At 71.7% G+C, this 26,201-nt stretch carries 18 protein-coding genes, 1 tRNA gene and 2 pseudogenes; 15 read left to right on the top strand and 6 right to left on the bottom strand.

What is annotated here, in order from left to right; genetic code table 11:
* Positions 1 to 12: 12 nt before the first annotated feature.
* Complete coding sequence (locus tag ACWDGI_RS24340; RefSeq protein ID WP_450762615.1) at positions 13 to 942, top strand: 1-phosphofructokinase family hexose kinase; 930 nt, start codon at positions 13 to 15, stop codon at positions 940 to 942.
* Positions 943 to 955: 13 nt separating this feature from the next.
* Here the strand turns inward: ACWDGI_RS24340 and ACWDGI_RS24335 are convergent, their stop codons facing one another.
* Together ACWDGI_RS24335 and cdgB are read right to left on the bottom strand one after the other, a co-directional pair.
* Positions 956 to 1,906 (bottom strand): carbohydrate-binding protein, encoded by a 951-nt coding sequence (locus tag ACWDGI_RS24335; RefSeq protein WP_450762251.1) that lies wholly within the window; start codon positions 1,904 to 1,906, stop codon positions 956 to 958.
* Positions 1,907 to 2,024: 118 nt separating this feature from the next.
* Positions 2,025 to 3,674, bottom strand: coding sequence for a diguanylate cyclase CdgB (cdgB, locus tag ACWDGI_RS24330; protein ID WP_450762249.1), 1,650 nt, complete (start codon positions 3,672 to 3,674; stop codon positions 2,025 to 2,027).
* A gap of 315 nt (positions 3,675 to 3,989) precedes the next feature.
* Between cdgB and ACWDGI_RS24325 the strand changes: the two genes are divergently transcribed.
* Entirely contained in the window at positions 3,990 to 4,562 is a 573-nt protein-coding gene (locus tag ACWDGI_RS24325; RefSeq protein WP_450762247.1) for a flavin reductase family protein, read from the top strand.
* A gap of 309 nt (positions 4,563 to 4,871) precedes the next feature.
* Here the strand turns inward: ACWDGI_RS24325 and arfB are convergent, their stop codons facing one another.
* On the bottom strand, positions 4,872 to 5,300 hold the full coding sequence (arfB, locus tag ACWDGI_RS24320) for an alternative ribosome rescue aminoacyl-tRNA hydrolase ArfB (RefSeq protein WP_450762245.1): 429 nt from the start codon (positions 5,298 to 5,300) through the stop codon (positions 4,872 to 4,874).
* A gap of 181 nt (positions 5,301 to 5,481) precedes the next feature.
* Between arfB and ACWDGI_RS24315 the strand changes: the two genes are divergently transcribed.
* The 5 genes and pseudogenes from ACWDGI_RS24315 (at position 5,482) to ACWDGI_RS24295 (ending at position 8,657) form a co-directional block, all read left to right on the top strand.
* The gene (locus tag ACWDGI_RS24315) at positions 5,482 to 6,057 is read left to right on the top strand and encodes a TerD family protein (protein WP_351484356.1); all 576 of its coding nucleotides are present in this window, start codon (positions 5,482 to 5,484) and stop codon (positions 6,055 to 6,057) included.
* A gap of 81 nt (positions 6,058 to 6,138) precedes the next feature.
* A pseudogene (locus tag ACWDGI_RS24310) lies at positions 6,139 to 6,514 on the top strand (ATP-binding protein).
* A gap of 256 nt (positions 6,515 to 6,770) precedes the next feature.
* Complete coding sequence (locus tag ACWDGI_RS24305) at positions 6,771 to 7,799, top strand: hypothetical protein (RefSeq protein WP_450762243.1); 1,029 nt, start codon at positions 6,771 to 6,773, stop codon at positions 7,797 to 7,799.
* A 194-nt stretch (positions 7,800 to 7,993) separates the two neighbouring features.
* Positions 7,994 to 8,110: pseudogene (locus tag ACWDGI_RS24300) on the top strand (Uma2 family endonuclease); the annotation flags it as partial.
* Between the two features lie 19 nt (positions 8,111 to 8,129).
* Positions 8,130 to 8,657, top strand: coding sequence for an N-acetyltransferase family protein (locus ACWDGI_RS24295; RefSeq protein WP_450762241.1), 528 nt, complete (start codon positions 8,130 to 8,132; stop codon positions 8,655 to 8,657).
* 6 nt (positions 8,658 to 8,663) lie between these two features.
* Here the strand turns inward: ACWDGI_RS24295 and ACWDGI_RS24290 are convergent, their stop codons facing one another.
* Complete coding sequence (locus ACWDGI_RS24290) at positions 8,664 to 10,046, bottom strand: M1 family metallopeptidase (RefSeq protein WP_450762613.1); 1,383 nt, start codon at positions 10,044 to 10,046, stop codon at positions 8,664 to 8,666.
* Between the two features lie 49 nt (positions 10,047 to 10,095).
* Here ACWDGI_RS24290 and ACWDGI_RS24285 point away from each other — a divergent pair, with 49 nt between their 5' ends.
* Positions 10,096 to 10,596 (top strand): hypothetical protein, encoded by a 501-nt coding sequence (locus ACWDGI_RS24285; RefSeq protein ID WP_365799989.1) that lies wholly within the window; start codon positions 10,096 to 10,098, stop codon positions 10,594 to 10,596.
* A 118-nt stretch (positions 10,597 to 10,714) separates the two neighbouring features.
* Positions 10,715 to 16,051, top strand: a complete 5,337-nt coding sequence (locus ACWDGI_RS24280; protein ID WP_450762239.1) for a hypothetical protein — start codon at positions 10,715 to 10,717, stop codon at positions 16,049 to 16,051.
* 51 nt (positions 16,052 to 16,102) lie between these two features.
* Here ACWDGI_RS24280 and ACWDGI_RS24275 read toward each other — a convergent pair whose 3' ends face one another.
* On the bottom strand, positions 16,103 to 16,789 hold the full coding sequence (locus ACWDGI_RS24275) for a pentapeptide repeat-containing protein (RefSeq protein WP_450762237.1): 687 nt from the start codon (positions 16,787 to 16,789) through the stop codon (positions 16,103 to 16,105).
* A gap of 164 nt (positions 16,790 to 16,953) precedes the next feature.
* On the opposite strand from ACWDGI_RS24275, the gene ACWDGI_RS24270 reads away from it, so the two are divergent.
* The 4 genes from ACWDGI_RS24270 (at position 16,954) to ACWDGI_RS24255 (ending at position 23,990) form a co-directional block, all read left to right on the top strand.
* Complete coding sequence (locus tag ACWDGI_RS24270; RefSeq protein WP_450762235.1) at positions 16,954 to 18,480, top strand: MFS transporter; 1,527 nt, start codon at positions 16,954 to 16,956, stop codon at positions 18,478 to 18,480.
* Positions 18,481 to 18,562: 82 nt separating this feature from the next.
* A complete protein-coding gene (locus tag ACWDGI_RS24265) occupies positions 18,563 to 19,219 on the top strand; it encodes a rhomboid-like protein (protein ID WP_450762233.1) in 657 nt (218 codons plus the stop codon).
* Between the two features lie 9 nt (positions 19,220 to 19,228).
* Positions 19,229 to 20,635: an NAD(P)/FAD-dependent oxidoreductase gene (locus ACWDGI_RS24260; protein ID WP_450762231.1), complete on the top strand. Its 1,407-nt coding sequence runs from the start codon at positions 19,229 to 19,231 to the stop codon at positions 20,633 to 20,635.
* A gap of 106 nt (positions 20,636 to 20,741) precedes the next feature.
* On the top strand, positions 20,742 to 23,990 hold the full coding sequence (locus ACWDGI_RS24255; RefSeq protein ID WP_450762229.1) for a Tat pathway signal protein: 3,249 nt from the start codon (positions 20,742 to 20,744) through the stop codon (positions 23,988 to 23,990).
* 68 nt (positions 23,991 to 24,058) lie between these two features.
* Here the strand turns inward: ACWDGI_RS24255 and ACWDGI_RS24250 are convergent.
* A tRNA-Thr gene (locus tag ACWDGI_RS24250) sits at positions 24,059 to 24,132 on the bottom strand.
* Between the two features lie 216 nt (positions 24,133 to 24,348).
* Between ACWDGI_RS24250 and ACWDGI_RS24245 the strand changes: the two genes are divergently transcribed.
* A complete protein-coding gene (locus ACWDGI_RS24245) occupies positions 24,349 to 25,485 on the top strand; it encodes an ABC transporter ATP-binding protein (RefSeq protein WP_450762227.1) in 1,137 nt (378 codons plus the stop codon).
* A 224-nt stretch (positions 25,486 to 25,709) separates the two neighbouring features.
* The gene (locus ACWDGI_RS24240; RefSeq protein WP_450762225.1) at positions 25,710 to 26,171 is read left to right on the top strand and encodes a hypothetical protein; all 462 of its coding nucleotides are present in this window, start codon (positions 25,710 to 25,712) and stop codon (positions 26,169 to 26,171) included.
* Positions 26,172 to 26,201: the final 30 nt, after the last annotated feature.

The raw sequence follows: 26,201 nt of genomic DNA, 5'->3' as shown, positions 1-26,201 counted from the left end.
GGAGGTCGCCCGGTGATCCTCACGGTCACGCTGAACACCGCTCTCGACATCACCTACCGGGTCGGCGCACTGCGCCCGCACGCCTCGCACCGCGTCTCGGACGTGACCGAACGGCCGGGCGGCAAGGGCGTGAACGTGGCCCGGGTGCTCGCCGCGCTCGGGCACGAGACGACGGTGACCGGCTTCGCGGGCGGCGCCACCGGGCGGGCGGTGCGGGAACGCCTCGCGGAGACCCCGGGCGTGCGGGACGCACTGCTGCCGGTCGCCGGGCCGACCCGCCGCACCATCGCCGTCGTGGACGAACTCACGGGCGACACGACCCAGTTGAACGAGCCCGGCCCGCAGACAGCGCCGGCCGAATGGGACGCCTTCCTGAACCACTACTCGGAACTGCTGTCCGGGGCCTCGGCGGTGGCACTGTGCGGCAGCCTGCCGCCGGGGGTACCGGTCGGGGCGTACGCGGGCCTGATAAAGAGCGCCCGGACGGCCGGTGTCCCCGTCCTCCTCGACACCAGCGGGGAGCCGCTGCGGCGCGGGGTGGCCGCCCGCCCGGACCTGGTCAAGCCGAACGCCGCCGAACTGGCCGAACTCACCGGCTCCCACGACCCGTCACGCGCCACCCAGGACACCCGCCGACGCGGCGCCCGCACGGTGGTCGCCTCGCTGGGCCCACAGGGCCTCCTGGCCCTCACCCCGGAGGGCCGCTGGCGCGCGACGCCTCCGGCACCGGTACGCGGTAACCCGACCGGCGCGGGCGACTCGGCGGTCGCCGGCCTGCTCTCCGGCCTGGTGGAACACCTGCCGTGGCCGGACCGCCTGGCACGGGCCGTCGCACTGTCGGCGGCGACCGTACTGGCGCCGGTAGCGGGCGAGTTCGACCGCGCGGCCTACGAGAAGCTGCTCGGCCAGGTCACGGTGGCCGGCGGGAACGCGGCGGCGTGAATCATCCCGGGGCTCAGGACTTGACCCAGCCCTTCACCAGCCACACCTGGTCGAGGAGGGCGTCGCACTGGTCGCCCTGCTCACACGAGATCTTGACGGTGTTGGTGCCCTTGTTGAGCTGGACGTAGCTGTAGGTCTGCGTCCAGCCCTTCTCGTAGTTGCCGCCGGCGGCATGCGCGTAGTTGTCCATGCCGATCGGTGTCGTGGACGCCGTGCCGTTGACCGTGAGGGTGGCGGTGGCGTCCTTGCCGGGGACGCTGTAGCCGACGTACACGGAGTACTTGCCGCTCTCCGGGATGCCGTTGACGGTCCAGGTGACCGAGGCGCCGGTCTGGTTGAAGCCCGTCACGTACGTACCGCCCCCGGCCTCGGCACCCTTCACGTCCGACGCCAGGGAAGCGCCGCCGCCCAGGAGGAGCGCCTTCGCGTCGATCTTCGGCAGTTCGCCCGCGGCCGAGACCGAACTGGTGCTCGACGGCGTCGGGGATGCGCTCTGCGACTGGGCCGGAGGGGTGGAGGCGTCGCTGCCGGCCTTGTCGTCCGAGTTGCCGTTCATCATCGCGACGCTGATGCCTATGACGACCGCGGCGACCACCGCGATGGCGCCGATGAGGAGGCCCTTGGTGTTCGGGCCCCGGCCGCGGCCAGGCGGCGGCGTCTGCTGGCGGGTGGCCGGCGCGCCGCCCGGGAAGGTCTCCGGGGCCTGGTAGGCCGCGCTCGGCGGCTGGCCATAGCCGGGCTGCTGCTGCGGGATGGTCTGGCCGCCGTACTGCGCCTGCGGTGCCTGCTGCTGCCCGCCGTAGCTGCGTTCGCCGACCGAGCGCACCCTGCTGACCGCGTTCGGGTAGCCGTAGCCACCGGAACCTGACGGCGGCTGGGCTCCTCTGGCCTGGCCGTCGGCGTACAGGTAGCCGAACGGGTCGTCGTCCTCGGGCGTGCTCGCGCCGTTGTCGCCGGGCGTCATCCCTTGGTACTCCTCAACAGGTGCGGGCGGATGCGGTACAGGTATTGAGAGTCGAGCCTACCCGGTCTGACTGACCCAAACGGGTGACTCGGACCGCATCAATGCGATGACCTGGGAATCATCCGGCACGGCGATGCTGTTTGGGACGAGATCGTTTCTCCACGTACATCCGCTCGTCGGCGGATTTCAGGACTTCGTCCGCCGACATGCCGCAGTGCGCCCACCCGATGCCGAAGCTGGCGCCCACCCGGACCGCCCGGCCCTCGGCGCGGATCGGCTGGATGATCTCGTTGCGCAGGCGTACGGCCAGGTCCTGGGCGTCGGCCTTGCCGAGCCCGTCGGCGAGGATCACGAACTCGTCGCCGCCGAGGCGGGCCACCGTGTCCCCGTCGCGCACCCCCCTGCTGAGCCGCCGGGCGACCTCGATGAGGACCGCGTCACCCGCGTTGTGCCCGAACCGGTCGTTGATCGACTTGAAGCCGTCGAGGTCGCAGAAGAGCACCGCGAGCCCCTTGGCGCCGTCGTCACGGCCCTCCTCGGGGGCGACGGTGTGCACATGGTGGTCGTAGCCGTCGTACGACTGCGAGGTGCCGGCGAAGTCGAAGCCGTGGCCGTTGGCGTCGTAGGCGGGGTGGCCGTAGGCCGCGTCCAGGGACTCCAGGCCGTCGGTGTCGGCGCGGCGGCAGAGCCGGGAGGCGAGCCGGGAGCGCAGCTCGGCGGAGTTCGGCAGGCCGGTGAGGGAGTCGTGGGAGGCGCGGTGGGCGAGCTGGAGCTCGCGGCGCTTGCGCTCCTCTATGTCCTCGACGTGGGTGAGGAGGAAGCGGGGGCCGTCGGCCGCGTCGGCGACCACGGAGTTGCGGAGCGAGACCCAGACGTAGGTGCCGTCGCGGCGGCCGAGGCGGAGTTCCGCGCGGCCGCCCTCCGCCGACGTGCGCAGCAGGGTGCCGATGTCCTCGGGGTGGACCAGGTCGGAGAAGGAGTAGCGGCGCATCGCGGAGGCGGGGCGGCCCAGCAGGCGGCACAGCGCGTCGTTGGTGCGCAGTATTCGGCCGTGCTGGTCGCCGCCCATCTCGGCTATCGCCATGCCGGAGGGGGCGTACTCGAAGGCCTGCCGGAAGGATTCCTCGCTGGCGCGCAGGGCCTGCTGCTCGCGCTCCAGGCGGACCAGGGCCCGCTGCATGTTCGCACGTAGACGCGCGTTGCTGATGGCGATCGCGGCCTGGAAGGCGTACATCTGCAGGGCCTCGCGGCCCCAGGCGCCGGGGTGCCGGCCGTTGCGCGGGCGGTCCACGGAGATCACGCCGAGCAGTTCGCCGCAGGAGCTGCCCGATATGCCGGGCGTGTACATGGGGGCGAAGAGGCGGTCCGAGGGGTGCCACTCGTCCTCGAAGCGGGGCGCGGGGCCGTCGGTGTACCACTGCGGGACGTCGTCGTCGTCGAGGACCCAGCCCTCGGTGTGCGGTATGAAGACGAGGTCGCCCCACTTCTCGCCCATGTTCAGCCGCCGGTCCCAGGAGTCACGGGACCCGACCCGGCCGGTGATCAGGGCCTCGGCGGCGGAGTTGCCGGACAGGGCCGCGACCACGAGATCGCCGTCGGGGCGTACGAGGTTCACGCACGCCATCTCGAACCCGAGGGCGGTGATCACACCGTCGGCGACGGTCTGCAGGGTGTCCGCCAGACTGCGGGCCGTGTTCATGTCGGCCATGACCTGGTGCAGTTGTCGCAGGGACGCAAGACGGACGTAGGGTTCCGACTCGGTCTCCATGTTCGCCCTCCCCCCGAGACCTCGCAGCGAATCAAGGGTCTGCTTCGGCGCTACTTTTCCCCGCCACTGAATCACAGTGCGCTGCCCACTCGGTACACAGGGTCAACAATTAATGCCCCTTGTGACTCAAGTCACAGTAGAACATGAGCAATTGCGTGGAGTTTCTGCGTTTTCCCTGTGCGTTTACTGAACACAGCCTTTGTAGGTGTGTGCACATGATGCACGTTACGACCTTTCACCCGCCCTTGGTCCTAGGACCCGGCTCGGGCCGATGGCCGATGCGGACGCACAGGGGCCGACACTAGCGTTTCCGGCGTGCTGAAGACTCCCTCCCCCACCGCCACAGAAGCCACCGGGCATGCTGTGGGGGTGAGCAACGAAGCGTTCAAGGCGGCCCTGGCCCGGCTCGCCGCGGGCGTGGTCCTGGTGACCGCGCAGGAGCCGTCGCTGGACCCGGACGACCCGCTGGCACCGACGGGCGAGGACGTCGGCATGACCGCCACCGCGTTCATGTCGGTATCGCTGGATCCGCCATTGGTGCTGGTCAGCCTGCGTGAGGGCTCCCGGATGGACGACCTGCTCGACGAACAGCCACGGTGGGCGGTCTCCGTGCTGACCGAGAGCCAGCGCCACATCGCCGGCCGCTTCGCGATGAAGGGCCGCATCAGCGACCGCCTGCTCTTCGAGGACATTCCGTACGTACGCGGCGAGGCCTCGGGCGCGCCCCTGGTCGGCGGCGCCCTCGCGACCCTGGAGTGCCGCACCGAGCAGCGGGTGACGGCAGGCGACCACACCCTGGTGATCGGCCGCGTCCTCACCGCCGAACTCCCGAGCGCGGAAGGCGGACCGCTGATGTATTTCCGGGGCCGGTACCGGCAGCTGGGATGAAACCGCACGGTCTGTTTTTCAATTCCGCGGGCACGCTTTCCTCGGGCGCGGACCGAAAGGCCGTTCCGGGACGCGATACACGCGATGCGATCGCGAACGAACGTGAAAGACATGACCCGTGCGGGGGGACGGCCGACCGGTCGCGACCGAGAATCCCGGTGATCTCGGAATGCCGGTGATCTGACCGTGGGGAAGACCTCCGGTGATCCCGCCGCGAGGATGATCTCCGGCGATCTCGCCGCGGGGATGATCTCCGGCGATCCCGCCGCGCAGAAGATCTGGAAGCTCTGGAAGATCCGGAGACGGCCGTCAGGACCAGTCGCGGCCCGTGCGGCCCCGTTTGGTGTCCGACCGCTGCTTCTTCTCCCGCAGCCGGCGTTCGTTGATGCCGCGTGGGATGCGGGTAGGGGTGCGGGGCTTGGGCGGGGGCGCGGTGGCCTCGGCGAGGAGGGTCGCGAGGCGTACCGCCGCGGTCTCGCGGTTGCGCCACTGGGAGCGGTGCTCGGACGCCCGTACGACGACCACGCCGTCGACGAGCCGCCCGGCCAGCCGTGCCAGCGCCCGCTCCTTCCACACCGGCGGCAGCGCCGCCGTGTTCGCGAGGTCGAAGCGCAGCTCCACCTGTGAGTCACTGGTGTTGACGTGCTGCCCGCCCGGCCCGGACGACCGCGAGAAACGCCAGTTGAGCTCGGCCTCGGGGAGCGAGACGGAGCCGCGGATGAGATACGGACCGGACATGCCCCCATGGTCGCGCGCCTGACCGGCGCACGTCACGCGAATATCGCCCCTCACCCGTTTGGCAAAGAAAGTAAAGCGAGCTGGAACCTTCGGTACCCCTCGTGGCGTTCATACGGGTAGCTGTAGCTTCAAGCCCGTACGCCGCACGGCCGTACGCAAACGAGGGAAAGGACTCCCGACCATGGCTGTAAGCCTGTCCAAGGGTGGCAACGTCTCGCTCACCAAGGAGGCTCCAGGCCTGACCGCCGTCACCGTGGGCCTCGGCTGGGACGTCCGCACCACCACCGGCACGGACTTCGACCTCGACGCCTCGGCGATCGCGGTCAACACGCAGGGCAAGGTCTACTCCGACGCCCACTTCGTCTTCTTCAACAACAAGCAGACCCCGGACAACACGATCGTCCACACGGGCGACAACCGCACGGGTGAGGGCGCCGGCGACGACGAGGCGATCAACGTCAACCTGGCGGCCCTCCCGGCCGACATCGACAAGATCGTCTTCCCGGTCTCGATCTACGACGCGGAGACCCGCTCGCAGAACTTCGGCCAGGTCCGCAACGCCTACATCCGCATCGTCAACCAGGCCGGCGGCGCCGAGATCGCCCGCTACGACCTCTCCGAGGACGCGGCCACCGAGACCGCGATGGTCTTCGGCGAGCTGTACCGCAACGGCGCGGAGTGGAAGTTCCGCGCGGTGGGCCAGGGCTACGCCTCCGGCCTGGTCGGCATCGCCCAGGACTTCGGCGTCAACGTCTGACCGACGCTGCGCTGCACGGGAGCCCTCGGTTCAACACCGGGGGCTCCCCGCGTTTCCGTTCAGTTCGCGGGCGCGGACAACATGAGCCTGCGGCTCTCGTCCACACCCCGGGGCGCCCGCCTGGCGCGACTGCCGGCCGCCGAGCAACTGCACGCCTGGGGGCTGCCGTTGGATCCGGCGCGGCAGATCGTGGCCGAGCTGGCGGCGAACGCGGCGACGCACGGGCGGGTACCGGGACGCGACTTCGGCCTCACCCTCTACGTCGTGGGGGACACCCTGCGGATCGAGGTCACGGACACGCGGGGTGACGTGGTGCCGCACGCCGAACTCCCCGTCCCGGAGACAGAGTCGGGCCGAGGCCTGGTTCTCGTCGAGGCACTCGCCGACAAGTGGGGCGTGGCCCCCCGGCCTGCCGCCACGCAAGACGGTGTGGGCCGAGATCGGCGTGTCACCGTAGCCCGGAAACGCGGGCGTCGGTGGCGAGGGACGTCACCACCTAAGGAACGACGGGGAGAAAGAACCCCCACCAAGCCCCACCCCTCCCGCCCGTCGCGCAGCGTCACTCCCGCGAGTGAATATGCCCAACTCGGCTGGCTTTGAGGCGGGTTGCGTGCCCTACGCTCAGCGAAACAACCGCAGAAAAACTTCGGCCCCCGCCGGGACGGGCAATCCCAGTGCGAGGGCCTGACCACCTAGGAAGCAGAACCTTCCCGATGGATACGGAAAACCCTAGCGCGCCCTCGTGCGCCGAGCCCCGTGTTGCCACCAAGAAGCACCCGAACCGGGGGTCCGGCGGTCTCCTGCACGACAACTCCCGCCACACGTCCCACTTCGTGGTGATCGGCAACCACCTGGCACAGCACCCCGATCTGTCAGGACTCGCGGTTCTCCTGGACTCAATGGGAACCGAGGAACGGGACGACGAGGAGATCGAGGCGGAACACCGGGCGAGCCGGCTGGCGGCAGCACGTGAGTACGCACCGGACGCTCTGCTCGAAGAGGAACTCCAACTACGGCTGACCGGGCCGGATGCAGGGGGCGGTGCTCTCCGCTTCCAGTGGGGCGATGCACTTCTCGAACCCGTGGAGCACCTGGTTTCCGCCGCAGCAGGTACGCCGGTACAGCTGGAACTCACAGGCATCTCGGCCGGCAGCACCGTCGTACACGCCCGGCCCGTCACCACACCCGTCGAGTCCGCCCGAACCGACGCCCTCGACGCGCCCCCCACGTCCGCTGCCTCCACCGGTCTCGGCACCCTCACCATGCTGCTCGACGCTCTTGAGTCGGAACGCGACATCCGCGAGTGGGCGAAGCTCTTCGACGCGGTAGAAACGGTGTCCCGGGCCCTGAGCAGATACGCGCTGGACCTGGGCGTGACCTGGTACGGCGCTGACGGCAGTCTGCGCCGCGCCCGCCTGACGGAGCAGGGCAGAAGCTACGTGAAGCGATTGCGGGAGACCAGGGATCGAGACCAGGAGATCACCATCTCCGGCCGCATCACCGAACTACGGGAAAGCGGCATGGTGAAGGTCAAGACGGGTACCGCCAAGAACGCACCCGCATACGACGTCCGCTTCGAGGAACCCGACGAACTGCTGCGCATGCGTCCTGGTCTCGGCGACAACGTCCACTTCCGGGTCCGGTTCCGGCAGCAGTTGGACTCCATGGGTATCGCGCGGTCCACCGAGTACACCTATTTGGGACCAGCCGCGGAACAGCCCTCACTTCCGCTTGAGCCCTGATCTGAGCGTCCGGAAGGCACGATGAACGCCGAGGTCGGTCCTGGGAGCGAACTGATCACCCGCCCCGAACAGACCCCTGAAGCCCTGCGCTCGGCTCTCGCCGTCGTAACGCCGGGTCTGGTGGAAAAGATGCGGACCACGAAGGCAGACCACGAAGGACGAGGCCTTCACCCAAGCCGTCGAGTGGCAGTCGCCCGGACGGCCCCCGCTACGCGACCCGCAAGGACTTCGTCTACGGCGAGGACGTCACCATCGCCGACTGGACCATCGCGACGGACGGCCTGCCCCGCTACCCGCCTCCGGGCCAGTAGGGCCGGATAGGTTGCCCGCATGATCCTCGCCCCGCTCCCCCTCACCCCCGACCACGACATCCCGGGCCCGCTGCTCACCGAGCTCACCGCGCTGTACGCCTCCGATCGGGAGTTCCAGGCGCTCAGTGGGGACTTTCCGGATCCGGACGACATCCGGCCGGAGCAGGTGGCCGGTGCGCTGGCCGACGAGTTGGCGAACCCGGACGTGGAGGTGCTGCTGGCGCGGGCCGAGGGGCGGCTGGTGGGAGTGGTGATCACCCTGGCCCGGCATCCTGATCCGGCCGACCCGGATCCGTGGATCGGACTGCTGATGGTGGACGCGGGGGCGCGGGCGCGGGGGTACGGGCGGCGGATCGCGGAGGGCGTCGAGGAACGGTTCCGGGCGGCGGGGCGGGACGCCCTGCGGCTCGCCGTGCTGGAGAACAACCCGAAGGGGCTCGCCTTCTGGACGGCCCTCGGGTACGAGGTGATCGGTCATCGCCCGGACCGGCAGCTCGGGCGGCCGTGCGCGGTGCTGCGCAAGGAGCTGGGTACGGCTCAGGGGTGACCGGGCCTACGGCCGGGCCGGCTTGCCGTCGCCGTACAGCCAGTCCTTCCAGACGGCGGAGAAGTCCTTGCCGGGGGCCTTCTTCTCCACGTACGCCGTGAACTCGGCGGTGTCCGCGTTGCCGTGGCGGTGGGTGGCGGCCCAGCCCTGGATGATGTCGTAGAACGTGTCGTCGCCGACCTTCTGGCGGATCTTCTGCAGGACCATCGCGCCCCGGTCGTACACGGGCGGGTCCGAGATGTGCGCGGCGCTCGACGGCTCGGCGGGCGGGAACGCCCACCGGTCGCTGTCCCCGGAGCTCGCGTAGACCTTGTCGAAGGTCTGCTGGGCGCTCGGGCCGCCGTGGTCCTCGGCCCAGAGCCACTCGGCGTAGGTCGCGAAGCCCTCGTTGAGCCACATGTCCCGCCAGGATTTCGGGGTGACGGAGTCGCCGTACCACTGGTGGGCGAGTTCGTGGACGAGGGTCTCGGTGTCCGGGGCCCCGGGGAAGACGGGCCGGTTCTGGGTCTCCAGGGCGTACCCGGAGTCCGCCGGGCGGTCCACGATCGCGCCGGTGGAGGAGAAGGGGTAGGGGCCGAAGTTGTACGCCTCCCACTCGATGATCTCGGGGAGCTTCGCCAGCACCGCCCGGCTCGCCTTCACCTGCGTCGGGTCGACGGCCGTGTACACCGGCAGGCCGTCGGGGAGGGTGGAGCGGGTCACCGTGTAGTGGCCGACGGCGACCGTGGCGACGTAGCTCGCCATCGGCTCGGCGGTGTGCCAGACGAAGGTCGTACGGCCGTTCTTCGTCGTCTCGCTCTTCAACTCCCCGTTGGAGACGGCCTGGAGGCCCTCGGGGACGGTGACCGTGATGTCGTACGACGCCTTGTCGGAGGGGTGGTGGTTGCCGGGGAACCAGGCCATGGCCCCGACCGGCTCGCCGAGGCCGAGGGCGCCGTCCGCGGTACGCAGCCAGCCCTCCTCCGAGCCGTCGGGGTCGGTGATCGTCTCCGGGCGGCCGGAGTAGCGCACGGTCGTGCCGAAGGTCTCGCCCTGGTCCAGGTCGTCGTGCGGGCGGACGGTCAGCTCCTGGCCGGCCCGGTTCCAGCGGGCCTCCCTGCCCTCGACGGTGACCTTGTCGACGTGCAGCCCCCGGAGGTCGAGGTCGAACGCGGACAGGTCCTGGGTGGCCCGGGCGGTGATCACGGCGGTGCCGGTGAGGCGGCGGGTGCCGGGGTCGTAGCCGATGTCCAGGGCGTAGTGGCTCACGTCGTAGCCGCCGTTGCCCGCCTTCGGGAAGTACGGGTCGTGGACGCCCGCGCCGCCCGGGGTGCCGTGCACCCCGCCGTCGCACGCGGCCAGCACGAGGCAGAGCAGGACGGAGGGGAGAACGGGCACGGATCGGGGCATGGATCGGGGCACGCACGTGATCGTAGGACGCCATGACACCATCGACGACGTGCTCGACATCGGCTACGCCCTCTCCAACCGGTTCCCGGACCCGCCCCAGACCGACTATCGGCGGGTGGACGTCCACGCGCTGCGCCACGACCTGTTCTGCGGGGACGTCTACCTCGCGGACACCAAGGCGGACCGGGAGCTGTCCACAGCCTGGGGATGGGTGCCGGTGCTCGACTTCGCGTGGGCGCTGTGCGACATCGTGGAGCGGATCGACCGCGACCCGGCGGGGTCCCGGGCCGCCCGGCCGCAGCACGCGGAACTCGACTTCACCGAGTCCACCGACCGCATGCTCTTCGAGCGCCGCTTCGGCTGGGTGGACGTCGAGGCGGACTGGATGCCGGCCGAGGAGCCTCCGCTCACCTTCTCCCACGCCGAACTGCGCCGGGAGGCACGGGACTTCCTGCACGATCTGATCGCCGACCTCACCGACATGCACGAGGGCCTGGCCGACAACCCGGCGATCTGGACGCTCCAGGCCCGATTCCCGAGGGTGTCGTAGCCTTCCCCGGCGGGTTGAACGACGTCCGGATGTACGGGAGTTGACCGACCAGCCAGGCGGGGGTGACAAGTGAGACGGAAGGCGTTCCGCCTGGCCCGGCCGCCTTTACGTTGACTCCGTGCGGACGCAGCGACAGGCAGGCGACAGCGGAAAAGACGCCTCTCCCGGGGTCTCCCGGGCACCGGTACCGGTCACCGCCAAGCCCCTCGGCTCGACCGTGCCCGTCGGCACCACCCCGCCTGCCGGGCCCAGCACGTCCATCGGGCCCACGGAACACGCGCTGCTGGCCCTGCGAGGAGCCGCGGGGAACGCGGCCACCACGGAGGCGCTGCGGAACGCCAAGGGGAAAGGCGTCTCCCGGCCGTCGGCGGTGCGCAGCCGGCCGGTGGCGCCCGTGGCCACCGTCGAGGAAGAGCGCACGGAGTCGGGGCTCGGGCTGCCGCCGTACCTGATGGACTTCCAGGCCGCCGGGCTGTCCACGGCGTACGGGCTGACCGGGCACGAGTTCGTACGGAACGCGGTGGCCGCCGTGGTCGGGCACGGCGACGGCACGGTCGCCGGCATCGGCGCCGAGCTCGCCGGACGCCCCGAGTCGTTCTACGGGCAGGGCCGCGCCTTCGCCGTCCAGGGCAGGACCGGCAAGGAGTGGTTCGACGTCACCGTCACCGTCTCCCGCGCCCCCGACGACCGGCCGCCGGTCTTCCATCCCAAGGACCTGCTCGCGAACACCCTGCCCGACCCGGACGGGGCGCCGCTCGCCGCGGTGGACGAGGCCGAGGGCAAGGACACCAAGGTCGACGTCCAGCACAACACCGCCGCCACCGTCGCGACCACCGCGAGCGGCGGATCCAGCAAGGGGCTGGGCGGCATGGCCTTCGGCCTCGCACCCGTCGTACCCGGGCTGTGGCTGGGCGGCGCCGGCCTGGCGAACGCGCAGCCCTGGCAGTCCTCGCGGGAGTCCCGCAGCCAGCGCAACGTGGCCGAACCGCGGGTGCTGCGCAGCGAGAAGGGCTCGGTCGAGGCACCCCGCAAGGTGCGGTACGGCGTACGAATCAAGAAGCAGGGCGCCCAGCACGCGACGCGGCCCGCGCAGACCTTCCACGGCTCGGGCACCCTCACCCAGCGCGTGCCCACCGAACACCTCGTCCCGGCCGGCACCGCGGCGCCCGCCGCCCCGCAGCCCCTCCAGGCGGGCACCGCCCGGATCGTCTCGCTCGCCGACTCCATGGCCCCGGTCGCGGTGACCGACAGCGCCGCCCCGCACCAGGGCGGCGGCGGGCTCTTCGACGCGGTCGCCGCCGTCCTGCACCCCTCGCTCACCGCGCCCGGCGCACCCGGCCGCGCCCGGCTCTACGAGGCGACCTCCACGGCGACCGTCCTGGAGGACATGCCCCGGCTGCTGCGCGACGGCGTCACCGGCGAGGACCTGGCGTCCAAGGACGGCAGCAGCGTCGGCAGCTACCGCCTGCGCGCCGAGATCACCGGCATGTCGCCCGGCTGGGGCACCGGCGGGACCCAGCTGCGCACCCACCAGCAGACCCAGCACACGGTCACCGAGAGCGCCGGCAAGGGGCGCGCCGTCACGGGCGGCCTGGGCCCGGCCATCGGCGTCGGAGCGGCCGGCAACGCCGCCGTCGTACGGGCCACGGCCATGCCGGTCGCGGCGGCCCGCAAGGCACGGTTCACGGTGGCCGAGCAGACCGTGTCGAGCCGCCAGGGCGCGGAGGTGCGCGGCGACAAGGTGCTCTACCTCGCGACCGTCCAGTTCACCGCGGAGGGCACGGGACCGCGCTCGGCCGGGATGATCCTGCGCCCCGGCACCCGGGTCGCCCGGCACCCGATGCGGGTGTGGATGAGCCTGCGGGCCGACGAGGCGCGGTCACTCGGACTGCCGCTGCCACCCGGTGCCGAGGCCGGGGAGTTCATCGAGAAGCCCAGACGGACCGACGAGAACGGCAACGAGGTCGACGTCGAGCGGCACCTCCCCTTCGGCGCCATGGGCTCCAGCGTCACCCTCAGCCAACTCGACACCGGCCCCATGGTCCGGGCCGTGCAGGAGCTGTTCGCGACCGACCCCCGGCTGGCCGGCTACCTGCCCTCCTTCGGTACCGATGCGGTGGCTTCGGCGCCGGGCAAGGAGGAGGCCGCGCTCCAGCGGCGCAACCACCGCGAGCTGATGGCCGCCCTGTCCGAGACCAACCTGCGGGTCAACAAGGACCAGCTGACCACGACCGGCATCCGGGTCCGGCTGCGCCGCAAGACCACCCTGCACGCGCACGACGTGCAGCTCCGGGTCACGGGGCAGCTCCGCGAGACCGGCTACCTCGGCGACACCGACAACTGGCTGGTGCGCAGCCACTCCGGTGTCACCGCCAACACGCAGAGCGGACGCGGCAGTTCACGTTCGATCGGCGGTCTCGTGCTCGGGCAGGCCAGGATCGTCCCCGGCATGCTGACCGGCTCGGCCCGCTACGAGAGGCACCGCGCCGGCACCCGCCGCAACCAGGCCGGCCCCACCACCCGCACGGACGTCCTCACCAACGGCTCCGAGAAGGCCGGCACCTTCGGGGCGGCCCTGCGCCTCGACGTCGACGTCACCATGACCTCCCGGCAGCGCAAGCTCGGCCGCGCCCTCACCCCCGGCTCCCCGGGCCAGGACGCGCCCGAACCGAAACGGCTGGCCGGACTGCATCTGGACGAGCAGGACGTACGGCTGGTCACCCCCACCGAGTTCACCCTCGACGAGGAGGGCAAGCGGCGGCAGGACGCGGTGCGCGACCGGCGGCGGGCACAGCCCCCTCGGCCCGACCACGCCGTCACCGCCGAGGGCATAGGCGACCTGGCCACGCTCGTGCCCCGGCCGTCCACCGGACAGGCGCTGCGGGACTGGCAGCTGGTGGAGACGGTCGGCGACGGACAGGCCGTCCGGGACCTCGCCTTCCAGCTGCTGTCCCGGGCCGCCGCCCGCAACAAGGGCGTCCGCGAGGATCCCGCGCTGCAGGCCGAGGGGCTGGCGCCACGGCTGGCGATCGAGGAGCGGTTCGGCCCGCAGGCCGTCACGGCGGCGCTGCGGCAGGCCGCGTCCTCCGGGTGGGTGGTGAAGAACCTGCGTTATCCGCGGCGGCTCGCCGCGCTGAACGGTGCCGTGGGCACCCGGCTCACCCTGGCCAACCCGAAGTTCCTGCACCGGGGCGCGGGTCCCGGTACGGAGACCTTCGTGCTCGGCGGCCACCAGGCCGCCGGCCAGGAGGGGCAGGGCACCACCAGCACCTGGCAGGTCGGCGCCACCGGCTCGGAGAACGGCCCGGAGTGGCGCCTGGGCCAGGGCCTGTCCGGGAGCCGCACCACCAGCGAGGGCGACGCCCGGTCCGCGGCGCTGTCCGGCACGGTCGAGCGCAACGCCCACACCCCGAAGAAGGCGCCGCTCTATCTGGTCCAGTGCGACCTGCTCGTCACCATGGTCGCCGAGGTCAAGGTCACCGGCGGCGGCCCCTACGTGGCGACGGCCGCCCGCACCCTGCCGGCCGAGGCGGCGGTGTGGCTGACGGAGGCGCAGCTGCCGGCCTCGATCCGCAGGCAGCTGAAGCTCGACGCCGAACCGGCGCCGACGACGACGCCGTCCACCCGGCAGGAACGGCGACCGGCGGAGAGCTCCCGCGCGGGCGCCGAACGCGAGGCCCGGGAAGGGGTCCGCGCCACAGGAACGACGGCCCCGGCCGCGACCAGCACCGCCGGCTCCACCACCGCGGGCTCCACCACCGCCGGCTCCACCACCGCGGGCTCCACCACCGCCGGCTCCACCACCGCCGGCTCCACCACCGCGGGCTCCACCACCGCGGGCTCCACCACGTCCGCGCCGCCGCGCGCCGCCGGTCCGTCCTTCGACCGGGCGCTGCCCCTCGGCTTCGGCATGATCGAGAACCTGCCGAACTTCGTGCCGTTGCTGGCCCGGCTGCGTACCCGCCTCGCGGAGAGCGGGCAGCAGAGCCTCGCCGACGACCTGCTGCCCCGGCGGCAGCTGGCCGACCGCAACGACAACGTGCAACGGCTGCTGCGCGTCCTGGACCGCGACGGCAGCACCGGACTGCTCTCCGGCGCCATGGACGGCGGGGTCGCCGTCGAGCTGTTCGACGGCCGCAGGACCCCCTACTGGGCGGTGTTCAAGGTCAACCGCCTGGGCGACGGCGGTTACGACGGTACGGCGGACGACGGCCGGGACCTGGAGTACATCACCGCGGCCGTCGCCCAGCAGGCCACCTCCCACGACGAGGGCGCGACGACCGGCGTGGAGGGGATCTTCGCCGGCTCCGGGAAACCGGACGGCGGCGCCGGGCAGCTGAAGAGCATGGGCGGTGCGGCGGGGCTCGGTGTCGGCTCGGGCGGCTCGCGGCGTTCCGGCACGGCGGGCCGCGGCCAACTCGGCATGAAGACGGTCGCGGAGGCGAAGACCGCGAAGTCGTCGAAGGTGCGGGTGCCGATCGAGGCGACCCTGGAACTGCACCGGGGCGACCGCCGGGTGGCGCTGGTCTCCCTGGGCCGCCAGGCGCTGACCCACCGCGTCCTGGAGAAGGACCTGGCCGCCCTGGGCCGGCTGACCGCGCCGCGCCACCAGCCGGTGGCCCCCGCTCCCGGCCCGCGGGACGACCACCCGGCCGCGCTCGGCGGCTGGCGCTCCGGAGGTGTGCGGCTGCCGATGGAGGCGCAGGTGAACGGCTTCCAGGGCGCCCCGCAGATCCGGGAGCTGGTCGGCTCCGCGGTCCGGGAGGCGGGCGGCGGCGACCGCTTCCGGTCCAAGGGCCAGGCCGCCGCGTACACCCTGAACGAGGCCGTCTCCACCGAGTGGCTGATCGCGGCGCTGCCGCTGCTGACCTCCGCCGGGGCGGAGCTGCCGCCGGTGCACGCCACCGGAGCGGCGGGCCAGGACCTGCGGGCGTCCCTGCACGCGCGGCTGCGGGACGGGCGGGTGCTGGGAGTCGGCGACAAGATGACCTTCGAGACGGTGGGGCAGAGCCACCTGGACGCGCCCCGGCCCACCCAGACGGACGGCCTGAGCTCCGCCGACCACGGCAGATCGGCCCGCGGGCTGGCGGGCGCCGGACTGCTCAACGCCGACGAGTTCCGCCTCAACCAGCTGATGGGCAACGCCGGTGGCAGCGGCGGCGCGGCCGACTCGGCGGTGAACGCGTCGGGTTCGATGCCGCTGCACAAGCCCAAGTCCGCGTCGGTCCTGGTGCAGTTCACGCTGGACGTGCGGGTGGTGGCCAGGGTGAGCAACCGTGTGCGCCCCGGCCGTACCGGTACCGCCGTGCGGGAGCTGACCCTGCCCCGGCCGGTGGTGATCCGCATGCCGGAACCGGTGGTCCGCCGCATGCTGGCCGCCCAGCAGGACCGGCTCCAGGACCCGGACGACCACCTGGGCCTGCGGAAGGCGGCCGCGGCCACACCCCAGGACTGAGCACCGCGGCCCGCCGGACTCCCCAGGACTGAGCACCGCGGCCCGCCGGGCTCAGCCCTCCACGCGGATCCCCAGCTGGACCGCCAGCACCGGCGCCAGATCCAGCAGTTGGGACATGCTGATCACCGCCCCGGCCAGTCGCTCCACCCCTCTGGCGATCTCCAGGGACGCGGCGCCCCGCAGGTCGACGTCCTTCATCGTCACCCCCGTGAAGTCGGCCTCCTTGAGGGTGCAGTCGACGAACTCCACCCGCTCCAGGACGGCGTCGCCGAAGTCCGGTTCCACCAGGACGCAGCTCTCGAAGACCACGTCTCTGAGCTTGGCCGTGCGCAGATTGAGGTAGTCGATCTTGCCGCCGCGGATCACCACGCGCTCCAGGACGGAACCGTGCAGCTGGGTGCCGCCCAGGCGGGCGTCGACCAGCTCGACGTCCCGCAGGGTGGCCTCGGCCAGGTCCGTGCCGACGCCTCTCGCCCCGGTGACGACCGTGTCCAGCAGCCTGGCGTGGCGCAGCCCCGTCTCGTCGAAGGCGCAGCCCGTGAGCGCGCAGTCCATGAAGCGGGCGCCCGCGCCGTCCTGCCCGACGAAGTCCGCCTCCCGGAACTCCAGCCCGTCGTAGTCGCCGTCCGGCTCCAGCTCGCCGCCGCCCCAGGGTTCCAGCTCGGGCAGCCGTACCTCCGGCCGCCGCGCGCCCTTCACCCTGCCTGCGCCGGTCCCACCGGCCACTGTCCTCGCCATGCCCCCATCTTGCAGGCCGCCACTGACAACGGAATGCGGCCCCGGTCCGGCCCGACAACGGAATGCGGGCCCGGTCCGGCCCGACAACGGAATGCGGCCCCGGTCCGGCCCGTCTTGACACACCCCGGGATGCGATACGTACAGATTGATGGTCTTCTGTTCGAATGAGCAGCGCCCGAACGGGTGAAACGCCCGGCACGAACCCCGGCAAGGACGCGGCCGACACCCACCGCTGGTGGGGCCTGGTGATCATCGCGCTCGCCCAGCTGATGGTCGTCCTCGACGCGACGATCGTGAACATCGCGCTCCCCTCCGCACAGCGCGCTCTCGGCATGTCCGACGGCAACCGCCAGTGGGTGATCACCGCCTACACACTCGCCTTCGGCGGCCTGCTCCTGCTCGGCGGCCGGATCGCCGACCTGGTCGGCCGCAAACGGACCTTCGTCGTCGGGCTGGCCGGCTTCGCCGTCGCCTCCGCGTTCGGCGGCGCCGCGCAGACGCCGGGGATGCTCTTCGGCGCCCGCGCCCTCCAGGGCGTCTTCGCCGCCGTCCTCGCACCCTCCGCGCTGAGCCTGCTGACGACGGCCTTCACCGACCCCCGGGAGCGCGGCAAGGCCTTCGGCATCTACGGCGCCCTCGCGGGCAGCGGCTCGGCCATCGGGTTCATCGTCGGCGGGCTGCTCACCGAGTACCTGAACTGGCGCTGGTGTCTGTACGTCAACGTGCCCATCGCCGTCCTGGCCGTCTTCGGCGCCTCCGCGCTGCTGCACGACCGCCCGGGCCGCGCCGGCGCCCGGCTCGACGTGCCCGGCGCGCTGATGGGCTGCGGCGGACTGGTGGCGATCGTCTACGGCTTCAGCGAGGCCGAGCCGCGCGGCTGGAGCGACCCGCTGGTCCTCGGCCTGTTCGCGGCCGGGGTCGTCCTGGTCGCCGGGTTCGTCCGGTGGCAGAGCCGCGCCCCGAACCCCCTGCTGCCCCTGCACATCGTCAGGGACCGCAACCGCGCGGGCTGCTTCCTGGCGATGGCGTTCGCGACCATCGCCCTGTTCGGGCTGTTCCTCTTCCTGACCTACTACCTCCAGGTCGTCCTCGGCTACTCCCCGGTCCGGGCGGGCCTCGGCTTCCTCCCGCTGACCCTGGCGATCATCACCGGCTCCACCCAGATATCCGGGCGCCTGCTGTACCGGGTGGCGCCGCGCATGCTCATGGTCCCCGGGACGCTGCTGGCCGCCTGCGGTCTGCTGCTCCTGACCCGGATGACGGTCAGCTCCTCCTACCCCACCGAGATCCTGCCCTCCCTGGTGCTGATGGGGCTCGGCATGGGCCTGACCTTCATGCCGGTCTTCGCCACCGCGACGGCGGGCGTGGCCCCGCAGGACTCCGGGGTCACCTCGGCCACGGTCAACACCTCGCAGCAGGTCGGGGGGTCCATCGGTACGGCCCTGCTCAACACGATCGCCACCAGCAGCAGCGCGGCCTACCTCGCCGCGCACCTCCACAGCCCCGCCCAGCGGGCCGTCGTGGTCCCGGAATCCGTCGTACACGGCTACACGACCGCCATCTGGTGGGCGACCGGCATCATGCTCCTCGGAGGCCTGTCCGCGGCCCTGCTGGTCACGGCGAAGCCCCCGAAGCAGGACGCCCCGACGCAGACCCCGGTGGCGGAACAGGTCGGACGAGCGGTCGACTGAGCGGTCGGCGGGTGTGCCGCGCGATCAGCCCGCCGGAATGTCAATCACCCGCATGACGTTGCGATCGTGCATGAATCGCCTCATGCGAATTTTCCGGGGTCTCGGCGGCGAGGCGTGGGCGTATGTCCGCAGCGCCCCCGGCACGTACGTCTGGCTGGCGATTCTCTTCGTGACGACCGTCGCGCTGCACCACATGTCACCGGAGTTCGAGCAGCAGTTCCTGCGGCAGCGGTCCACCAACATCCGCGAGCTGTCGGACAACCCGGTGCGGGTGCTGGTCGCCAGCGCGATGTGGATCTCGGGCGGCCACTGGGTGCCGTACGCCTTCCTCTACACCGTCTTCCACGCACCCGCGGAACGCTGGCTCGGTACGGCCCGCTGGCTGCTGGTGTGCGTGGCCGCGCACGTGCTGGCCACCCTGATCAGCGAGGGTGCGCTGCTGAAGGGCATCCACGACGGCATCGCCCCGCACTCCGCGGTCAACACCCTGGACATCGGGGTGAGTTACGCGCTGGCCGGGGTGATCGCGGTACTCGCGTACCGGATCGCGACGCCCTGGCGGTATCCGTACATCGCGGTCGTCCTGCTCGTCTACGGCCTGCCGCTGACCGAGTCGCCCACCTTCACCGACCTCGGCCATTTCGTCGCCGCGCTGATCGGTCTCGCCTGCTATCCGCTGGTCAGAGGCCGCGGAAAAGCATGGAATCCGAAGGAGACACTGGCCGCCCTCAACGGTTAACGTCCGCCCATGAGCAGCTCGGCAAGCAGTGTCGTCAACGGGGGCATCTCCTTCTGGTACGCGAACGACGGTCTCCCGGCGGTACGGGAGCCGCTCGACGGGGACGCCACCGCGGACGTGGTGATCGTGGGCGGTGGCTACACCGGCCTGTGGACCGCGTACTACCTGAAGAAGGCCGCCCCCTTCCTCCGGATCACCGTCCTGGAGCAGAAGTTCTGCGGGTACGGCGCCTCCGGCCGCAACGGCGGCTGGCTCTACAACGGCGTCGCCGGCCGCGACCGGTACGCCGCGCTGCACGGCCACGAGGCCGCCGTACGGCTGCAGAGGGCCATGAACCAGACCGTCGACGAGGTGGTGGCGGTCGCCGCGGCCGAGGGCATCGACGCCGATCTGCACAAGGGCGGCGTGCTGGAAGTGGCCACCACCCCGGCCCAGTTGGCCCGCCTCAGGGCCTTCCACGAGCACGAGCTGTCGTACGGCGAGAAGGACCGCGAGCTGTACGGCGCCCGGGAGACCCGGGAGCGGATCCGGGTCGCCGACGCGGTCGGCTCGACCTGGACCCCGCACGGGGCCCGGCTGCACCCGGTGAAGCTGGTGAAGGGGCTGGTGGCGGCCGTGGAGGCGCTGGGGGTGCGGATCCACGAGTCCACCCCCGTGACGGAGATCCGGCCGCGGCACGCCGTCACGCCCTACGGCACGGTCCGCGCCCCCTACGTCCTGCGCTGCACCGAGGGCTTCACCGCGAACCTGAAGGGGCAGAAGCGCACCTGGCTGCCGATGAACTCCTCGATGATCGCCACCGAGCCGCTGACCGAGGAGCAGTGGGCGTCGGTGGGATGGCAGGGGCTGCAGACCCTCGGCGACATGGCGCACGCCTACATGTACGCCCAGCGCACGGCCGACGGGCGGATCGCGCTCGGCGGCCGCGGGGTGCCGTACCGCTTCGGGTCGCGGACGGACAACGACGGCCGGACGCAGGAGGCGACGATCGAGGCCCTCCGCGAGATCCTGGTGCGGTTCTTCCCGGCGCTCGCGGGGGTGGGCATCGAGCACGCCTGGTCCGGGGTGCTCGGAGTCCCGCGCGACTGGTGCGCGACCGTCACCCTCGACCGCTCCACGGGGCTCGGCTGGGCGGGCGGATACGTCGGCTCCGGTGTCGCCACCACCAACCTCGCGGGACGGACGCTGCGGGACCTCGTCCAGCTGGACTCCGGCCAGGCCGGCCGCACCGACCTGACGGAGCTGCCGTGGGTGAACCACAAGGTCCGCAAGTGGGAGCCGGAGCCCTTCCGCTGGCTCGGCGTGCAGGGCATGTACGCCACCTACCGCACCGCCGACCAGCGCGAACGCCGCCACCCGAGCACCGAGTCGTCCCGCCTGGCGAGGCTCGCGGACCGGGTGGCGGGGCGGCACTGACGCACCGCACCGCACCTCGGGCGCGGGCGCCCCTGGAAACCCGTTGAGGCTGTGTCACACCTGTGTGCGACCATCGCCCCAACATTCGTATTCCAGGGGGGAATTGATGGCGCACCCCGTGCCCGACACCGGTTTCGGTCCGTCGGCGAGGCCCGGGCGGCTCACCGCCGTGACGGTCCTCGTCGTATCCCTGCTCACCTCGCTGCTCACCCTGACCGCCGCCGGGTCCGCCCGCGCCGACGACCCGGTGTGCGCCCCGCTGGCCCTCGCGTCGTTCGGTGACCCCCAGGACGCCGTGGGCAGGGCGACCGTCCCGGCCCAGGACAAGGCCTGCTTCACCGTGACGGCCCCGGAGGCGGGCCTGTACATGGTGTCGCTGGAGGACAGCCACCACGAGGCGTACACCCAGCTGTCCGCCGCGGACGGCACCCAGGTGGACTGCTACGACGAGGAGTTCTCCGAGCAGGGCCGCTGCCAGGTGCCCGCGGCCGGCATCTACACCCTCACGGTCGTCAACAGCGGCTGGGTGGACCCGGAGGACGCCCAGGTCACCGTCGTCCCGCTCGGGTCGGCCACGCCGGGCTGCTTCGAGGCCGCCGGCACCAACTGGGACCAGCCGCTCACCACGCGCACCAGCGTGAGCCCGATCGAGGTCGACTGCCAGGGCATCGACGCCCGGCCCGGCGAGCGCATCCGGCTCACCGCCGCCACCAGGGTCTACGGCAGCGCCACCGCGTGGCTCACCGACGCGACGGGCGCCCGGATCTGCCCGCACTTCCCGGAGGACGGCGAGGACAGCTGTGTGCTGCCCGGCAGCGGCCCCTACCGGGTGATCTCCCAGGTGGCCTCCACGGACGGCGGCTTCCCCGCCGACTACACGGTCACCGCCCGCCGCCTGAACGACCCGCAGGGCTGCGCCACCGCCCCGGTCCGCCCCTACGGTGCCCTGGACCCGCAGGACCTCACCGTCGGCGGCTGCTACACCTTCACCACCGACAGGGCCGGCCAGTACACCGTCCACTACGTGAACGAGGACCGCGCCACCGGCCCCGTCCAGGTCTACGGCACCGACGGCAGGACCGTGTGCCGCGGCACCGACCCGTGCCGGGTGCCCGCGGCCGGCACCTACACCGCGATCCCCGAGGGCCCCGCCCGCCAGGGCGTGATCGTCCTCGACCGCGCCTCCGACGCGGGCTGCACGGCGACCGGGTACGGCCTGCACCAGGGCGAGCTGAGCACGCCCGGCCAGTACGACTGCCTGACCCTGCCCGCCCCGCGGAACGCCCGGATCGCCGTCCTCAGGCCGCTCGCCTCCTCCGGTGTCGAGGCCGACCTGGAGGTCCTCGACCGGGACGGCACCGCCCAGTGCACCGCGCAGGAGATCTCGGACGGCAACTGCGCGCTCACCGGCACCGCGCCCTACCGGACACTGGTGCACACCGAGAACCAGGCCGAGGGGGCGACCGGCCCCTACGCCCTCGCCCTGTACCGCACCGACGCCGCGGGTGACTGCCCCGTCCTGCCCGCCGGCAGCTTCACCGCCGACGGCGCCAAGGCCACCTTCGCCACCGGCGACGGCGTCTTCTCCCGGTGCCTGAGCATCCCGGCGGACGCCCACACCGGCACCGAGCTGCTCCAACTGACCGCCACCTCCGGCGACGTACCGGCGAGGTTCTCGGTGCTGGACGCCACCGGCAAGAAGGTCTGCGACCACATCCCCACCACCAGCGGCTGGACGGTGTGCTCGCTCACCCCGGGCATGGCCCACACCGTGCTGGTCACCGGCCGCGACCAGGCCGCCGCCTACACCCTGACCCGCCGGGACGTCACCGCCACCGCCGCCACGTCGGGCTGCACGAGGACCGCGGCTGCCAAGGTAGGCGGCCCCTCGGTGAAGGGCACGGCCGGCGCCGCCGGCACCGTCGACTGCGTCCAGGTCACCACCCCGGCCGCCACCGACGTCGTCCACGTCAACGTGCGGGACGCGCTGGGCACGGCGAACATCGCGGTGATCGGCGGTGACGGCAAGGTCGAGTGCTCCTACCGCAACAGCTCCTGCGCGGTCACCGGCTCCACCACCCACCAGGTGCTCGTCCAGACCCCGGCCGACCTGAAGGCCGCCCCCACGTACCACCTGGACGCCCTGCGCATCGCGACCGCCGACGGCCCCGCGCCCGAGTGCACCAGGGTCCCGTCGGTGTCGTACGGCTACGGCCCGGTCACCGGCACCCTCGACGAGGCGCACAGCGCCGTCTGCGCGGTGCTGCCGACCGCCGGTCTCGACAGCTTCTCCGCCGACATCAAGGACACCACCGGCGCGACCGCCAAGGCCGTACCGGCGCTGTACAACACGACGTCCTGGCGCAACGGCTGCACCCGCTACCTGGGCGAGGACGGCGAGGGCTACGACTGCGCCACGCTCGGCTCGTCCTCGGCGCTCACCCCGACCGTGTTCCTGCTCGGCCTCCCCGAGACCACGTCCGGCACCGCCTACAGCGCCCGGCTGGCCTGCCGGTCCACCCTGTGCGGCACCGACAAGGTGAGCGTCACCGGGCTCAGCCCGGCCACCGGCGTGAGCGGCACCAAGGTCAAGGTGACGGTCACCGGCACCGCCCTCGGCCCGAACACCGAGGTACGGCTGAACCTGTCCGGCAGGACCATCTCCGCGAAGGCCGACTCGGTGGCCGCCGACAACCGGTCGGTGACCGCCACCCTGGACCTGACCGGCGCGGCCACCGGCACCTGGAACGCCAGCGTGTTCACCACGTGCTGCGAGTACCCGAGCGGCACCTTCACGGTGACCCAGCCCCAGCTGGCGAGCACGGCCGCCCCGAAGATCACCGGCACGGCCAAGGTCGGCGCCAAGGTCACGGCGGCCAACGGCAGTTGGTCGGCGACCCCGACCTCCTACACGTACCAGTGGAAGGCCGACGGCAAGGCGATCTCCGGGGCGACCGCCGCGTCGTACACCGTCCCGGCGACCCTGCTGGGCAAGAAACTCACGGTGACCGTGACGGCCGTGAAGAGCGGCTGGCTGAGCGGGTCGGCGACCTCGGCCGCGGTGACGGTCGCGAAGGGGACCGCGCCGAAGGCGACCAAGGCGCCGACGGTCGGCGGCACGGCGAGGACCGGCAAGAAGCTGACGGCGGCGCACGGCACCTGGAGCCCGGCGGCGACCTCGTACACGTACCAGTGGTACGCGAACGGCAAGGCGATCGGCGGGGCCACCAAGTCCACGCTGACCCTGAAGACGGCCCAGAAGGGCAAGAAGATCACCGTGAAGGTCACGGCCCACCGCACGGGCCACCAGGACGGCACGGCGACCAGCAAGCCGACGAAGACGGTCACCGGCTGACCCCGCACCGACGGCCGACGGCCCCCGCGATCCATGATCGCGGGGGCCGTCGCCTCTGCTCGGAACCGAGCCCCCTGTCGGATTCGAACCGACGACCTACGCATTACAAGTGCGTTGCTCTGGCCAGCTGAGCTAAGGAGGCCTGCGTGCGGGTGTGCCGCTCACGTGCCAGTGCAGTGTACCCAGCTCCCAGGTGGGGCCCGTCGAAAATTTCCGCGAAGTTCACAGGGCTCCAGGTACTGACATACGGGGTGAACGCCAGGTACCGTCCTGAGCCAGTTCACTCTCGTGGACTACACCACCTTCCTACAACGGATCGTCCGGCACGTTCCTGCCGGTAGAAGGGGGCCTCTGAGCCATGGCCACTGTCACGTTCGACAAGGCGACCCGGATCTACCCGGGTTCCACCAAGCCCGCCGTAGACGGACTCGAGATCGCGATCGAGGACGGAGAGTTCCTCGTCCTGGTCGGCCCGTCCGGTTGCGGCAAGTCCACCTCGCTCCGGATGCTCGCGGGGCTCGAGGACGTCAACGCCGGCGCCATCCGCATCGGCGACCGCGACGTCACGCACCTGCCGCCGAAGGACCGGGACATCGCCATGGTGTTCCAGAACTACGCCCTCTACCCGCACATGACGGTCGCCGACAACATGGGCTTCGCGCTCAAGATCGCCGGCGTCAACAAGGCGGAGATCCGGCAGAAGGTCGAGGAGGCCGCGAAGATCCTCGACCTCACCGAGTACCTGGACCGCAAGCCGAAGGCGCTCTCCGGTGGTCAGCGCCAGCGTGTCGCGATGGGCCGCGCCATCGTGCGTGAGCCCCAGGTCTTCCTCATGGACGAGCCGCTGTCCAACCTGGACGCCAAGCTCCGTGTCTCGACCCGTACGCAGATCGCGTCCCTCCAGCGCCGCCTCGGCATCACCACCGTCTACGTCACCCACGACCAGGTCGAGGCCATGACGATGGGCGACCGGGTCGCCGTGCTCAAGGACGGCCTGCTCCAGCAGGTCGACTCGCCGCGCAACATGTACGACCGCCCGGCCAACCTCTTCGTCGCCGGCTTCATCGGCTCGCCCGCCATGAACCTGGTCGAGGTCCCGATCACCGACGGCGGCGTGAAGTTCGGCAACAGCGTGGTCCCGGTCAACCGTGAGGCGCTCCAGGCCGCCGCCGACAAGGGCGACCGCACGGTCACCGTCGGCGTCCGCCCCGAGCACTTCGACATCGTCGAGCACAACGGCGAGGCCGCGGCCTCCCTCACCAAGGACTCCGAGGACGCCCCGGCGGGTCTCGCGGTCTCCGTGAACGTCGTCGAGGAGCTCGGCGCCGACGGCTACGTCTACGGCAGCGCCAAGGTCGGCGACGACCTCAAGGACCTGGTCGTCCGCGTCAGCGGCCGCGCGGTCCCGGAGAAGGGCGCCACGCTGCACGTCGTGCCGCGGCCGGGCGAGACCCACGTGTTCTCGACCTCCACGGGCGAGCGTCTCTCCGACTGACCGATCAAGCAGAGAAACCTCTGACCAGGGTGAACTTGCCCAGGTTGACGACAAGGGCCCCGCGACCTGCCGCGGGGCCCTTTCCGTTGTCCCGATTTACCCCGGCAAGCGGGTGCTTTTCGAGCCGTGTACGTCAACCCCGTACCCGAAACAGGGCACTTCTCCATCCCCCGAACCGGTGACTAAATGTCGCCAAATCATTACCGCACGCTACCCTCACACGCGTGAAGCACTCCACCACCCCTCAGACGCGACGCGGCCATCGGGGCGGCCCTGCCCGCCGGATCGGCCGCACTCTCGCCCTCGTCCTGCCCGTCGTCCTGGTGCTCTCCGGGACCCTCGCCGTCACCCGCGTCAACTGGACGGGAAGCCCGCGGAACTCGGTGCTCACCGCGACCGACGTGACCGACGCCGACGTCTCCTCCAAGGCCCTCGCGCGGGCCCCCCAGGACGTCCTGCGCGACCAGCTGATGACCGAGCTCCAGGACAAGAACCCGGGCCAGGTCCTCACCCACCTCCAGCAGGCGGTCAACGGCCACCCGTCGCTGGCCCGGCACTGCTCGTCCATCGCGCGTGCGCTGGGCCGGGCCGCGGTGCGCATCTACGGCGCCTCGCGCGCCCAGTCGTACGCCCGCCCGGTCTGTGACACGGCCTTCGCGTCCGGAGTGCTGGCGGCACACAGCTGAACACCGTTCGGTAAGCAGGTAACGGGTCCT

This window comes from Streptomyces sp. NPDC001220 (assembly GCF_053597895.1).
This window is presented reverse-complemented; position numbering and strand designations above follow the sequence as displayed.

Excerpts from the sequence above, each read along its gene's own strand:
- ACWDGI_RS24335 (WP_450762251.1), bottom strand. The coding sequence starts at position 1,906 with ATGACGCCCGGCGACAACGGCGCGAGCACGCCCGAGGACGACGACCCG.
- cdgB (WP_450762249.1), bottom strand. The coding sequence starts at position 3,674 with ATGGAGACCGAGTCGGAACCCTACGTCCGTCTTGCGTCCCTGCGACAA.
- arfB (WP_450762245.1), bottom strand. The coding sequence starts at position 5,300 with ATGTCCGGTCCGTATCTCATCCGCGGCTCCGTCTCGCTCCCCGAGGCC.
- ACWDGI_RS24315 (WP_351484356.1), top strand. The coding sequence starts at position 5,482 with ATGGCTGTAAGCCTGTCCAAGGGTGGCAACGTCTCGCTCACCAAGGAG.
- ACWDGI_RS24305 (WP_450762243.1), top strand. The coding sequence starts at position 6,771 with ATGGATACGGAAAACCCTAGCGCGCCCTCGTGCGCCGAGCCCCGTGTT.
- ACWDGI_RS24295 (WP_450762241.1), top strand. The coding sequence starts at position 8,130 with ATGATCCTCGCCCCGCTCCCCCTCACCCCCGACCACGACATCCCGGGC.
- ACWDGI_RS24290 (WP_450762613.1), bottom strand. The coding sequence starts at position 10,046 with ATGCCCCGATCCGTGCCCGTTCTCCCCTCCGTCCTGCTCTGCCTCGTG.
- ACWDGI_RS24275 (WP_450762237.1), bottom strand. The coding sequence starts at position 16,789 with ATGGCGAGGACAGTGGCCGGTGGGACCGGCGCAGGCAGGGTGAAGGGC.
- ACWDGI_RS24270 (WP_450762235.1), top strand. The coding sequence starts at position 16,954 with ATGAGCAGCGCCCGAACGGGTGAAACGCCCGGCACGAACCCCGGCAAG.
- ACWDGI_RS24265 (WP_450762233.1), top strand. The coding sequence starts at position 18,563 with ATGCGAATTTTCCGGGGTCTCGGCGGCGAGGCGTGGGCGTATGTCCGC.
- ACWDGI_RS24260 (WP_450762231.1), top strand. The coding sequence starts at position 19,229 with ATGAGCAGCTCGGCAAGCAGTGTCGTCAACGGGGGCATCTCCTTCTGG.
- ACWDGI_RS24255 (WP_450762229.1), top strand. The coding sequence starts at position 20,742 with ATGGCGCACCCCGTGCCCGACACCGGTTTCGGTCCGTCGGCGAGGCCC.
- ACWDGI_RS24245 (WP_450762227.1), top strand. The coding sequence starts at position 24,349 with ATGGCCACTGTCACGTTCGACAAGGCGACCCGGATCTACCCGGGTTCC.